General features: G+C 32.7%; 10 protein-coding genes. 8 read left to right on the forward strand and 2 right to left on the reverse strand.

Annotated features, from left to right (window positions below):
- Positions 1 to 40: 40 nt before the first annotated feature.
- Positions 41 to 5,167 (forward strand): fibronectin type III domain-containing protein, encoded by a 5,127-nt coding sequence (locus tag ACVEGE_RS14060; protein ID WP_192500480.1) that lies wholly within the window; start codon positions 41 to 43, stop codon positions 5,165 to 5,167.
- On the forward strand, positions 5,164 to 5,946 hold the full coding sequence (locus ACVEGE_RS14065) for an NADAR family protein (RefSeq protein ID WP_458008553.1): 783 nt from the start codon (positions 5,164 to 5,166) through the stop codon (positions 5,944 to 5,946). The genes ACVEGE_RS14060 and ACVEGE_RS14065 overlap by 4 nt, the downstream gene beginning before the upstream one ends.
- Before the next feature lie 450 nt (positions 5,947 to 6,396).
- Here the strand turns inward: ACVEGE_RS14065 and ACVEGE_RS14070 are convergent, their stop codons facing one another.
- Positions 6,397 to 6,951: an REP-associated tyrosine transposase gene (locus ACVEGE_RS14070; protein ID WP_192501868.1), complete on the reverse strand. Its 555-nt coding sequence runs from the start codon at positions 6,949 to 6,951 to the stop codon at positions 6,397 to 6,399.
- 231 nt (positions 6,952 to 7,182) lie between these two features.
- Here ACVEGE_RS14070 and ACVEGE_RS14075 point away from each other — a divergent pair, with 231 nt between their 5' ends.
- From ACVEGE_RS14075 to ACVEGE_RS14095, 5 genes are all read left to right on the forward strand, one after another.
- A complete protein-coding gene (locus tag ACVEGE_RS14075) occupies positions 7,183 to 7,767 on the forward strand; it encodes a hypothetical protein (protein WP_192501867.1) in 585 nt (194 codons plus the stop codon).
- A gap of 2 nt (positions 7,768 to 7,769) precedes the next feature.
- A complete protein-coding gene (locus ACVEGE_RS14080; RefSeq protein WP_192501866.1) occupies positions 7,770 to 8,459 on the forward strand; it encodes a hypothetical protein in 690 nt (229 codons plus the stop codon).
- 334 nt (positions 8,460 to 8,793) lie between these two features.
- Complete coding sequence (locus tag ACVEGE_RS14085) at positions 8,794 to 9,672, forward strand: hypothetical protein (RefSeq protein WP_192501865.1); 879 nt, start codon at positions 8,794 to 8,796, stop codon at positions 9,670 to 9,672.
- A gap of 411 nt (positions 9,673 to 10,083) precedes the next feature.
- A complete protein-coding gene (locus tag ACVEGE_RS14090) occupies positions 10,084 to 11,658 on the forward strand; it encodes an FAD-dependent oxidoreductase (RefSeq protein ID WP_192501869.1) in 1,575 nt (524 codons plus the stop codon).
- A gap of 584 nt (positions 11,659 to 12,242) precedes the next feature.
- Positions 12,243 to 12,818: a DJ-1/PfpI family protein gene (locus ACVEGE_RS14095; protein WP_192501864.1), complete on the forward strand. Its 576-nt coding sequence runs from the start codon at positions 12,243 to 12,245 to the stop codon at positions 12,816 to 12,818.
- A gap of 197 nt (positions 12,819 to 13,015) precedes the next feature.
- Here the strand turns inward: ACVEGE_RS14095 and ACVEGE_RS14100 are convergent, their stop codons facing one another.
- Positions 13,016 to 13,867: an EamA family transporter gene (locus ACVEGE_RS14100; RefSeq protein ID WP_173853904.1), complete on the reverse strand. Its 852-nt coding sequence runs from the start codon at positions 13,865 to 13,867 to the stop codon at positions 13,016 to 13,018.
- Between the two features lie 156 nt (positions 13,868 to 14,023).
- On the opposite strand from ACVEGE_RS14100, the gene ACVEGE_RS14105 reads away from it, so the two are divergent.
- Entirely contained in the window at positions 14,024 to 14,494 is a 471-nt protein-coding gene (locus tag ACVEGE_RS14105) for an OsmC family protein (RefSeq protein ID WP_192501863.1), read from the forward strand.
- Positions 14,495 to 14,522: the final 28 nt, after the last annotated feature.

Consider the following 14,522-nt stretch of genomic DNA (forward strand, 5'->3'; position numbering starts at 1 on the left):
AACACAAAATAAAAATATAGTTGCCTTTAAATTACCCAAAATGATAAAAAAACTACACCTATTATTGGCACTTTGCTTTTGGCTTTTTACCTTTGCTGGATTTGCGCAAACGTACCCCGTTACCATAAGTACACAACTTACACAACCATCGCCAATATACTTGAGTAATTATGCCGATGCAACTACCATAAACAGTCCTATAAAAGTACAGTTGGTTCTTAATGATTTAACTATTACGAACCGACAAATAAGGCTGAAATGCTATTTTCAAGGTAATGGAATTTCTTTGGTAACTAATGATTTTGTAGTAGGTGCCAGACCTTTATACCTAGAAGGAGGATTTCCTTTGCAATTGACTAATCTTGAGTTGGCTCCCTATTTTGAATTTCAAAATATGTTGGGAATCAATCCTAATCAATATGCTCAAGCTTTACCAGAAGGAGTTTATACATTTGCAGTAGAGGTATATGATTTTGCAACTGGAAAAAAGTTGTCTCGTAAAACAAGTGTGACCACTATTATTTTCCAGAATGAGCCTCCGTTCTTAAACTTGCCTTTGAAGAATGCTTCTATCATGGAGCAAAACATTCAAAACATTGTATTCAGCTGGACACCAAGAAGTATCAATGTGAGCAATGTTGAATATGAGTTTTCTTTGGTAGAAATTTGGGACAATTATACACCCGTTCAAAATGCTTTTGCTTATTCGCCAGCACTTTATACCACTACAACTCGTAGCACTACTTTACAATATAGTACTACACAACCCCAATTGATTCCTGGAAAACGCTATGCCTGGCGCATAAAAGCAAAAGCAATTTTTGGTGCCGAGGAAATAGGCGTTTTTAAGAATAACGGCTATAGCGAAATTTTTTCTTTTAACTACGAAGTATCTTGTACAGCACCAATTGCTATAACTACTGAAAGTGTAAGTCAAGATAAAGCAAAAATAACTTGGAGTGGTGATGTGGCCAATTATGATTACCAAGTAAAATACCGTGAAAAAAATGCAAATTCAAACTGGTATGACCTTGTTACCCCAAGAGAGAACCTAACGATTGCCAACCTAAAACCCAATGCAACCTATGAATATACCGTAGGGGCATCCTGTGATATAGGTAAATATGTTGCTAGCAGTATTTATGAATTTACAACCTTGGCCAATGATGAAATAGCTTTTGTAGGTTGCGGTATCAAGCCTGATCCAAAAGACTTAGCCAACAAAACCCCATTGCCTAATCTTTTTCCTAATGATGTAGTTACGGCGGGTGATTTTCCAATAGTAGTGATAAAAGCAACAGGAAGCAATGGTAGCTTTACTGGTGAGGGTTATGTAACACTACCATTTTTAGAACAGTTTAAAGAATTGATTGACGCTGCCGATGCCTTAGGCGGCGAAAAAATAGATATAGGTAAATTCTCCCGAATCAGAATTACGTTCAACAATATTGGAGTCAATACTGATTTTAAGCTAATCTCAGGAGAAATTATAGCTAGTTATGATCCGGATTGGAAAGGGATGGCTGATGGGGATAAGATTCTTAATGATATTACAGGTAGTGATGGTAAACCTATAGCAGGTACAATTGATTATGAAGTAAAATCAGCAGTATTAAACCCTGACGGCAGTACCACAATAACTGGAGAAAATGGACAAGTTACAGTAATTAAAAAATCTGTATATGACCAAGTATATACAGATAATACTGGTCAAACAGTCACTATTCCGGCAAATGGTAGTGGTAGCCCTACTATTGAAACTGCTGCCGAAGGCGGTAAAGCAATTGCAACAAATACCAACGGAATGAGTAGCAGTGGTGAAGTAACACAAATATCTTCGCCAGATGTAACGATTACTTTTGAAAACGGACCAAACAGTAAATATGCTTTTGATAAGCAACCAGCTGCGGGTACAGAAAAACTTAAAGCCACTTACGAAACGATTCCTATGCCAGAAGGAGGCGTTTACAAGGTACATTATAAAGCAGTATCTGATTTAAATGGATCTGATGTATTTATTGCAGAAGCTAATTTCAAAAATGGTAAAACCAAAGATGATATTGTTTTTAAAACCAACACAGGAGCAAAAGTAGATGTAAAATGGATAAGCGATACTAAAGCCGAAATAACAGTCAATAAAACGTTAAATTTCAGTAAAGGAAGTATTATTGCTACTGTAAAAGGCGGTAAAGAAAAAGACCCTAAAGACGCTACAAAAACCATTGAGGGTAAAGCAGAGGTAGCAGGTAAGGTTAATGTTTGGGAACTAACACAAAAACCAGTAATAAGTATAACCCTTTTAAGTGTTAATGGCGCCAGTATACCCAATGTTAAAGATGCAAAAGAATACCTTAATGAGGTTTATAACACTGTAGGGGTTAAATTTGATGTAACAACTCAAAGTGTAACTATTGCTTCATTACCAAACGAAATACAATGCGGTAATAGTGATATTCTAAATGTATATACTGACGGCCAAAACGATATCAAAAAACAAATAGAATCAAATTCAAATTTTGTTTATAATAACGAAACCTATTATGTTATTTATACAGGCAAACCAGCCCAAAATAATTACAAAGGTTTTATGCCTTTGGGCGGGCAATATGCTTTTGTGTTTGATAATAGCTTAAATACTACAGCACACGAGCTAGGACATGGTATTTTTGGACTTAAACATCCATTCTCCATTGAGGCTGATAGCGGAAAAACAGATCTTCTAATGGATTACGGAGGAGGCAAACGTTTGTCTCACAACGATTGGGAAATTATTCATAGTGGCGGTTGGAAATTCTATGGTTTCCAGAAGAGTTCTACGGGAGGTTTAGTAGGAAATTCAATCATTAAATATAAATTTGAAGAATTTGAATATAAAAATCCAACGGTACTAGAGTTTTTAACAGCTGAAAATGAATTTTACTATCAAGGATATAAAATAACATTTCTTAATAAAAATGTAAAATTCGATAAAGTAAATGGTGTTTTTTATTATAATATTGGGGATGAACGTATAAACATCGTTGTATTATTTGATAAAAACACGCATTTAAATCCTGAACTTTTCTATAAAAGTGTATTTGATGATATGAAAGCTAATGCGGTAATATTATCTGCCAATAATTTAATAACTGAAAAGGCTTATTATGAAAAGTCAAACTATAAAATAGTAGAATTTAACGAGGCTATACCTGTAGAAAATCTAGCTCAATTAAATGACAAAATAAAAAATTTAGATACAGCAACAAAGAATGAAATTATTGCTTTACTGGAGGCGTTACCATTAAATGAAGTACTAGAAATCTGTCAACCATCTAAATGTTACGACATTTTTGGAAAAGAATATACAATATCAGAATGGGGTGAAATCATAAAGTTATTAGAAAATAAAAAAAATAAATTAGGAGTAGACTTAACCAAACTAGCAGTCATTGATCAACTAAAAGAAATCAAGGCTTTATTGTTAAATAAAAAAAATGATGATAAGATATGCCGATTAATATTAGATGAAGTACGTTCAAAGCGAGAGGTGTTGGAATATCCGAAAACATTCCGATTGGAATATTTGGGTAACGATTCGGGAAGGGAACAATTTAGAATTCAATTGCTCGAAAACTTTAAGATCGATAAAGTTGAGAGTATCTTTACGATTAGCTGTGCTTTAAATCAAAATATTAAAAATAGTGACAATGTTGCATTCGACCTATCTTTAGAGTCATCTTCAGAAAAGATTACTATCGATAATCTATCCAAAGGAACTTCTGCAGCTGAGGCACTTTCTAATTTAATAGGTAAGACTGTTTTAGTTTCTTCGGTTGCTATTCCTTCTATAGCGGTGGCAACTGAATACTTTATAACCGCCGAAACGTATACTGCGTACCTTGAACTTTTGCAAACAAAAAATGCAAAATGTATAGAAAGTATGGCGGTCGATCTTACTTTACAGTTACTAGTTGATCGTTTAGTTAAAGATTACGATGGAGAGGGTGTTCCATTTTCTTATACTAGTTTGGGAGTTAGTTGTTCTTATGCATACATGTCAAATTTGACATGGAAGGAGGCTTGTGCAGCAGGTGCTGTCGTAGCTCTAGGTGATAACATACTGAAAAACTTAACTAGCTCAAAATCTGAATCTTTGTCGACTACGATATCCGATGCAACGCTTTATTGCGCGCTAGGTGCTGGTCTCCATAATGTGGTGTCAACAAATTATATTGGGGCAGTAAAGGAATCTGTGCAATGGTATTATATTAAAAGTTTAGTTAATAAGCCTTTGGATTATGCTAAAAAATCTATTGTTGCTAAGTTTATGGTATCGCGAACTGAAAATTTTATTTCAGTCAACGTACTGGCGAAAATAATAAATACTACAACCGATGATTTGGCTGTTACAATAAAAAAACTTGAAGAATTTGCACGTAGTAATAAAAAAATTGTATCTGAAGGCGAAGAAATTTTAGTAAAAGAGGCTGACGACAAAATAATTGCTAAATTCGAAAGTGGAAAATGGAGGGCTGTTCAAGGGGTGGGGAATGTTGCTGAAGACATAACAAACTTCTATACAATAGACAGGGCTTTACAATCCAAAACCCTAGTTGAAAAATTTAATTTAACTCAATTTGCTAGTTCTGCAACAAAAGATGAAGTGGTTGCTATTCATAGATATACCCTGAATAATTTTGAACTTACAATTTCAGCCTATGGGGGTAATTATACTGCCGTTCAACAATCATGGATGAATTTAATAAAATCAGGATTGGTGAAACTTTCGCTCACAAATAAATTTATAGGTAAAGTCTACAGAGGTAGTAATTTGAGTCAATCTAACTTGCAACCTTTTTTAGATGCTTGGGCTAGTAAAACTAAAATAATAAAAATTCCTCCTATCCAGTCAACGTCAAAATTAGAATCTGTTGCTGATTATTTTATTTTTAAATTTAAGGATCCTAGCAAGATCGAGGTTATGTTTGAAATCGAATCTAAAACAGGTATTTATATAGATGATATATCAGATTATGGAAAACACCTACAACCAACGAGGCACATTGATGACCCTGTTCAAGAGGAAGTTTTACTATTTGATAATATGGACTTTAAAATAAATGATATTAGTATAAAAACAAAATTAGATGGTGTTCTTAGATATACTATTAATATGACAGAGTTATGAAAAAATTAAGTTCGGCAGAATTGGAATTAATGTCTAGTGAAGATAGATTTATCTATTTTGGACAAATAGCAAAATTTAAATGGGAACAGAGATCTTTTGAAGAAAAGGATAATGATATTTTGTCTAGTCAAGAGTTCTATGCAAATAGAAGAGGCATTGAGGGAATGAATTTAGAAGAACATTTAGATTTATCTTTGATTGCCGAGAGAACCAGTAAATTTTCTGAATCATATACATTTTTTTGGATTACAAAATCTCCATTTTCACAATGGCACAGAAGTAATTTTACAGCTACAACGATTCTAAACGAAGGCATAAATGATTTGCCTGAGCAAAAGAAAAAACATGTTGTACAAGACTTATTCCCATTAGATGTTCAAGAATATTCATCAGCTGAACAATTTATGATGTACCATAAGGCAATGATTTTTTTAGATAGAGAAGTTGCCCAGCAAATCATGCAAAGCGATGACGTAAGAAAAATAAAAAATTTAGGTAGGCAGGTAAAAAAATATGATGAATATGTTTGGAAATACTTCCGTAGTAAAGTGGTATATGAAGGCAACAAAGCCAAATTTACTCAAAATGAAGAATTAAGGAATGACTTATTTGCAACTAAAGGAACTACACTTGTAGAATCTGCACCAAATGATAATGTTTGGGGTATTGGTTTAGCAGAGGATGATGCAAGAGCCATAAAAAGAGAAACGTGGTTGGGTAAAAATTTACTTGGAGAAATCCTTACTCAAATTAGAATAGAATTAATGGGCGAATATTAATCTTTATCCCCCCGCTCCCGCACGAATCATTTCGTGTGGATCGAGATTGAACAACAAAATTTCCCCAGCTGGCTTGAGTGTATGCTAGCGCGAGCGTCTCGCTCGTGCCTACAAAGTAAACCCCCGATGGCGCGGATATACACTAAATTTCTCGCCACAGATAGCGCGGATTTGCAATCCGTGCCCACAAAGTATATCAAAGTCGTTGTAGCTTTGTATTTTGTTGACATTCTTTTTTATTTAAAAATACAATAAAAGCTACAAATAAAACAATTACATCTTTTTTAAACTTTATTCTTGTAAATTTGTTTTGTTAACACAGATTGTCCTTGATGTATGCGATTGTGGAATCCCGAAAGCGCGGATCCCCGATGGCTCGGATATATACTAAATTTTCTCGTTACCGATAGCGCGGATTTGCAATCCGTGCCCACACAGTATATCAAGAATCTAAAACAAATCTAGCACCACAACATCCAATTCATTTTCTAAGCTCGCATAATTTCTAGCAGAGCTAAAATAATAGTCCTCGGGTAATGTAACTATTTTATCTTTTACAGGATTGTTGTGAATATAATTGACCTTTTGTTTTATAAACCAATTGGTTTCTATTATTTCTGCATGATAGCCATCTTGCCACACTTTGTAGCTTTGATCCCGTTTTAAAAGTTCACATGCTTTGGCAAAAAAAGATAAAAGCCACTCCCTACGACTCTCTGGTTCTTCAATAATAGTTTGAATAATTTTCTTTGAAGTATATTTTTTAAAATCCCGCATTACATCCGACAAAATAAAACCATTTGTTGCTTTACACATTAAATGTATATGACTGTGCATAATGCAATACGCATAAATCTCAAGACCTTTTTTTTCCTGACAATATTGCAAAGCATTAATAATATTATATTTTTGATTGAGTCGTGTAAAAACATCAACCCAACCTACAGTAGTTATAGTTATAAAATACGCTTGATCTGTAGTTGTCGCCTTATATTTTGTTGACATGCTTTTTTATTTAAAAATACAATAAAAGCTACAAATAAAAAAATCGAATGTTTTTTTTAACTTTATTCTTGTAGATTTGTTTTGTTAACACAGATTGTCCTTGATGTATGTGATTGTGGAATATTATTGCGGGCACGGATTGCAAATCCGCGCTATCGTACATAAGAGATTTTTCTGCATATCCGAGCGATCGGGTTACAAGTAAAAGGATTTCTTGCTCATAAAACTGGAATGCTCTCAACAGAAGAAAGTGAAAATTTAGCTGAAATGCTTCGAAGGCTAGATGAGATTCCAAGCGATAAAGCTAGAACGTGGCTAGATTATGGTGCAAATCAGGCTGTATTTAAAGCAAATAGAGAAGCCGGAGTTGCTTTTGGAAATTTAATGAAAACGCAACTGTCTGATGCAAATTCTGAAGCTTATAAGACTTTAGCAAAACATCTTAATGAATTAAATCCAAAGGTAAATTTAGATGAATATTCTATATATTCGCAAGTACAGTTATGTTTAACCAAAAAATGCATTGATAAAGGCGAATATTGGATTCCTGATTTTATATTAGTTGCAGAGAAGACGAATGATAAAGGTAAATACCTCGAAACAATTATAGTTGACTCAAAACTATCTGGTTCTACAGGATGGACAACAAACCAAAATGTAGCAAAAGGTATGGATGGTTGGGATATCAAAGCAATAGGTGATAAAGCTTTGATTAAAGGTAGTAATGTTGAGAATTTTAAGGTAGAAAAATCATTAACTAAAAACGGTGATTTTATAAAATTATATAGCGAGAGTGGAATTTTAAGAACAAAATAATTATGAAATTTAATGAACAAATATTCAACATTTTTAAGTCTTTTTTTACAGAAAAAGGATATCCAGAGTCAAAATATCTTCCACATAATGGTGCGTTAGACTATTACAAGAAAGACAAAAACAACATTCATTGGATTAGGATTACCCTTGATATAACAAAAAAAGCTTTTGTCGATGTATATGGTCAAATATCTTTTTTGGAAGTAACAAATATACTTCAAAAATTCCTTGAAATTAGAACTGATTATACTGAAGAAATAGTTGTTAATTATTATTTATATGAAAATAGAGAAAAATGGACGGATATATGGAAAGCATTACAAGCAGCTTCACCATTAAAAACCAAAGAAGACATTGAAATTTTTAAACAAAACATCTCTAACCACGTAGACACCTACATAGTACCCTTTTTCGAAAAAATCCCCAATTTACAAGCAGTAAATGATGAGATTTTGAATAAATTATCTTTTGATGAATATCCAAATTTTATACCTGGAAACTGTACTTTAAAAGTTTTGATTATAATGAAGCTTTGTGAAAACACAAAATATGAAGATTATAAAACTTTAAAACTTTTAGCATATAAGAAAAACACAGAAACTGATTATAAAAACTGGATCGAAGATTATGAAACATTACAATCATTAATAACCTATTTGGATAGCGGAGAGTATAAAAAAGATTTAATTTAATATTCCCGCTGGCTTGGGCGTATGCTAGCACGAGCGTCTCGCTCGTGCCCACAAAGTAAACACAATATTAATTTGGAGAAAAAACATGAGCTTATTTTGTGAGTTTCGCAACAGTAAATTGGAAAGGCGGATTTACTAGAAATGTTTATTTTTGGATTATTATACAATCGTTGCGGGCACGGATTGCAAATCCGCGCTATCGGGGACGAGCGGGACGCTCGCACTAGCGAAGGATATTCTCATTAAATTATTATCTTGAGAATGGTTTACATAAAGATTTAATTTAAGAATAATTTGAGTTTATACGTATATAAATATTGAATAAAATTACAAAATGAAAAAAATAAGTAAATATTTTAATATTCTTAAACAGAATAAAAAAGAAATAATTAAACCAGTAATATTTCTGTTTTTAACGTTAGTGTTATTGTTCTCATTTAAATATTTTGCAACAAATTCAATAAAAATAAAACTCTTTGAACTTTTTATCTTTCAAGATAAAAAACTATTAATACAAAATTTAGAAATTAATGATTGTCTTTCCTTAATCATTTTCAAATTCATAACAATTATTTTATGGGCTAGTTTTTTGAATATATACACAAAGAACAAATATGCAAAGTTAAAATTAATTGGTTTTTCGCTGTTTATTTTCTTAATCTCGATTGGTTTAACAAATTTAATATTTCCCATTTATGAAAATTATCTTTCTAACAGTTTTCAATTTAGTAATATTATAAAACTTGAATTATCAATCCTGAGTTTTTATAGTGCAGAAGTTTATGTTTGGGTTTTATTAAACTTATTGTGTATGCCATGTTATTTTGTATTGACAGATAAATTAAAAATTAAAATTTCTTTAAATAACCTAATTTCAAATTTTGCCATGATTTACTTGCTTACATGTTTAATATCTACTCCTGGTTTTATAACAACAACAATATTTACAATTATTTTTATAGTTCTATTTTTCATAGGTGTTCTAATAACAAATTTATTTAAGACTAAAAATATAATTGTACCCACAAACAGAAACACTTATTTTTTAATTAGTTCAATTGTAACTATACTTTTAGGTTTTTTTATCCTTAATACAAATTTATCAATAATTAAATTATTATTTGTATTTTCATTTTTAATACTCATACAAAATCTTTACAAATCTGTCAAGTTAAACGACTCTGAGAAATTACTAAAAACTAACCTTAAGTAAAAATAAATATTAAAGGAGGACCCTGCTTGCGCGATTGTATTTATAAGGTTCGCTAGTGCTAGCGTCCCGCTGTACCCGATAGCGCGGATTTGCAATCCGTGCCCGCAAAGTAAATCAAACAAAATAAATAAAAATGTCAACAAAATATAAAGCGACAACAACAGAGGAAGCTATATATTTAACAATGACAAAATGAGGCTGTGATATTTTTTTAGTTCAGTAAATAATTATACAAGATTAGACAATGATTTAAATGTTGTTTTAGTTGAAATATTTTAGTTTAAAACGCGAATTTGGATTATCGATAAAGGTATTGATCAAGAATTACCACATCTCTAAATCCCTCAATTTAACTATGCATGCATTGTAATTCAATTATAATGCTTAATTTTCGATAAATAGTAGAAAATGATGCAATACGATTTTGATTATATCATAATAGGAAGTGGTTTTGGAGGTTCAGTAAGTGCTTTGCGTCTTTCTGAAAAAGGCTATAAAGTACTGGTTGTCGAAAAAGGAAAATGGTACAAAGCAACCGACTTTGCCAAGACCAACTGGAACCTACGCAAATGGTTGTGGATGCCGTATTTGCGTTTTTTCGGTATCATGAAAATGAGTATTTTCAAGCATATTGTAGTTATTTCTGGAACAGGAGTTGGAGGGGGATCACTGGTCTACGCCAACACATTACCGATTCCCAAAACTAATTTTTATAAATCAGGCAGTTGGAGCCAACTCGCAGATTGGGAAACCGAATTAAAGCCTTTTTATAAATTAGCGCTTAAAATGCTTGGAGCAGTTCGTAATCCCAAATTATTTGATGGAGACATTGCCTTGCAAACCTTGGCAAAAGAGTTGGGTAGAGAAGATCAGTTTGAGCATCCTGATGTTGCTGTTTTCTTTGGTAAAGAAGGGCAACAGGTAAAAGATCCCTATTTTGAAGGTCAAGGTCCTGATCGATCAGGCTGTACTTTTTGTGGTGGTTGCATGACGGGATGCAGGCATAACGCTAAAAATACTTTGGATAAAAATTACCTTTATTTAGCTCAAAATAACGGCGCCGAGATCTTAGCTGAAAACGAGGTTGTAGATGTCGTACCTATAGATAATAATGATGGCGCTTCTGGATACAAAATTAGTGTCAAATCAAGCACAAAAGTCTTTGGTAAAAAAAAGCATTTCACTGCTAAAGGAGTTGTTTTCTCGGGTGGAGTATTGGGTACAATAAAGTTGTTGTTGCAGCTTAAGCAAAAATCGTTGCCGTTATTGTCTGATGCTTTGGGCGATAATATCCGTACAAACAATGAAACTCTAATAAGTGTTTCTACTTTAGATAAAAGTAAAAATTTGTCTAAGGGAGTTGCTATAGGTAGCATGTTACATACAGATGAAAACAGCCATTTAGAAATTGTTAGGTATGCTGAAGGTTCTGGTTTTTGGAAATTATTGCATTTGCCTTTATCGAATGGAAAAAATAGTTTGACAAGATTGTTTACTATGTTCAAGCAATTTTTCCGTTTTCCGTTGTCGTATTTTAAAATCTACTTTAGAAATAGTTGGTCAAAAAGCACAACAGTTTTACTATTTATGCAATCAATAGACAGTACTTTAAAATTCAAGGAAAACTGGTTTGGCGGCATGTCATCTACCGTAAGTTCAGGTGTAAAACCATCTGCAGATATTCCAGCGTCTATCGCTTTAACAAAAAAATATAGCGAAATAATAGGAGGGAAGCCTACTTCGTTTGTTTTAGAATCGATTGCTGGAATTCCGTCAACGGCACACGTTTTAGGCGGTGCTGTAATGGCGGAGGATTCTAGCAAAGGGGTGATCAATAAGAATAATGAAGTTTTTGGGTATAAAAATATGCTGGTAGTTGATGGTGCAATGATATCAGCAAATCCTGGGGTGAATCCGTCGCTATCGATTACTGCAATTGCCGAAAGAGCAATGGCGCAAATTAAAAATAAACAAAAGGATAATTAATAATCCTAAAATTAGAGGTATATAAAAGCCTTATTGTGAATTAATTGTGTAATTTTAGAATGTCAATTATCAAGGTAAAAACATAAATTTTTAGTTATAAAAAAGAAAATCAAAATAATAAAAAATTCTATCCACGAAAGGTTGCATCGTGAACCTTATTATACCCATCCCAGACTTCATTTTGTTCCTAATTTTGTACTAAATATCATCACTTTTATGTTCACACTTGCTATAATTGCAACACTTGTGTATTTATTAATTTTATTTTTAGGCAATCGGTTTTATCATTTAAATGGAAAGTAATCCATCATTTAGGTTTGACCTTTTTTTTAAATCTAAAATAAAAGCGACTTCATTTTTATGATTTCAAAAACATTAGGTTGTTGGTTTTTAGGGCTTTTAAATGTGTGTAATATTGTTGTAAATGAGTTTAATAGTGATTTCTTTCTAAAACAAATTAGGAGTGATAGTATAGGACATTTAATTATAAGTAGGTGTTTACCTGAAACAATTTCGTTATATTTGAGTCTATAGAATCAGCATTTATTATTTTAAAATAATCACATCAAAAAACTAAACAAACGATGAAAAAAGTACTATTCTTAACAGGAGATTACACAGAAGATTACGAAACAATGGTTCCTTTTCAAATGCTTGAAATGGTAGGTTATGAAGTGCATACCGTTTGTCCAGATAAAAAAAAGGGAGATTCGATTAAAACAGCCATTCATGATTTTGAAGGAGATCAAACTTACTCTGAAAAACCAGGACATAATTTTGTTTTAAATTATAGTTTCGACAATATAAATGTCGAAGATTATGATGGATTAGTTATTGCTGGAGGGCGAGCACCAGAATATTTAAGATTGAATAAAAAGTTATTAGAACATGTGCAGTACTTTTTTAAAGTGAACAAACCAGTTGCAGCTATTTGCCATGGTATACAAATCTTAACAGCTGCAGATGTAGTAAAAGGAAGAAAATTAACAGCCTATCCAGCAGTTGGTCCTGAGGTAACTTTAGCAGGAGGAGAATTCCAATCAATCCCTGCAGATGGCGTATATGTAGATGGGAATTTAGTAACATCACCAGCTTGGCCAGCTCACCCTAATTTTATTAGAGAATTTTTAAAAATAATGGGAGCAACAATCAAGATATAATACCAATGCTATTTATAAAACAGCATAATTGTCAGTTCGAGCGAAGTGGAGTACCACTATTGCTTCTTACCTCTGCTCGATGTGACAAAAATTAATGGGACTATACTCTACTTGTGTTTGGTATAAAGCTGTTTCTAAATTATTCATTTCATAAAAAGGAAATTGATACGCTACTGCTAAAATATATCCACACTAAATTAACGATTTTTTTTAGCAGTTAGTGTAGATCCTGCTGATGCAATAACGACAAAAAGAACTGCTATAACTTCATTAAATGTAAGTACTTCGTTTAAAAAAAGTAAACCACATATAGAAGCTACTGCAGGTTCTAAACTCATTAAAATACTAAAGGTACGTGAAGGTAATTGTCCTAGTGCTTTCATTTCTAAAGTAAACGGAATAGCACTGGATAAAAGCGCTAAGGCAACTCCCAAATAAAAGAAATGGGGTGTGATAGTAGCAAATCCGTTCCCCATAATTCCGAAAGGAATAATCAACATCGAGGCAAATAACATTCCGGTTGCAACAGCTTCGCCACCTTTCATTATTTTAGAAACTTTTCCTCCTAATATGATATATGCAGCCCACATAGCACCTGCAGTCAATGCAAATACTACGCCAAGCAAATCTACACCTTCCTCTTTCCATGGAGCTATCAAAACGATTCCTGAAGCAGCGAGAAGCACCCATAAATAATCTAATATCCGTTTTGAACCTAGAACGGCAACGACTAACGGTCCTATGAATTCAAGTGTTACGGCAAGCCCTATTGGAATTCTCTCAATTGCGAGATAAAAAATTAAATTCATCGCTCCTAAAGACAAACCATATGGAATGACAATTTTCCATTGGTTGCTCGTAATTTTAAATAAGTTTGGTTTGTAAACGGCTACTAAAATAATCGCAGAAATCCCTATTCTTAAGGATGCTGTTGCAGCCGCTCCAAGTACTGGAAACAATGTTTTGGCTATGGCTGCACCAGACTGTACGCTGATTATCGCAAACAAAACAGCAGGAATAGGAGGGATATTAAGTAGCTTTTGTTTCACTTTATAAAGTTGCGGTTAATTGGTAAAACTACAAAAATATAATTCAAAAAATCAGGTTTTTAAGGATTGCTAGTTGCACAATAAGTAAAATTTTGAATGAATACTCTTTTTAATACCCATAGCATTTTTAAGTACTTTTGTAATAAAATAAGCAACATGAGTTTTACCCATTTATTTAAGGCAAGATTGAATTGGTTTTCTAACAAAGAAATTGTCAAAACACAGCAGAAAAATTACACTAAAAGCCACATCATTTCCATCGAAGGAAAAGAAATACTGAACGTATCTGCTGCCAAAGCTTTTAAGGGAGATCCTACATTATATAATCCCGAAGATTTGTTACTAAGTAGTTTAGTTTCTTGTCACATGATGTCGTATTTGTATCTGTGTACGCAAAACGGAATCGAAATACTCTCGTACACTGATAATGCCGAAGCAACGCTTGAAGTTTTAGATAATGGATCTGGTAGGTTTATAGAAGTTCGATTATTTCCTCAAGTTATTATTCAAAATAAAGAACAAATCACCCTAGCTTTAACGCTACATAAAAAGGCAAGCGAACTATGCTTTATTGCTAATTCTTGTAATTTCTCAATAGTTCATAACGGGAACTGTAAAGGAATTTAAAGTAGTTAAATAATGGCAACTGACCTAA

This window comes from Flavobacterium sp. PL002, assembly GCF_054165825.1.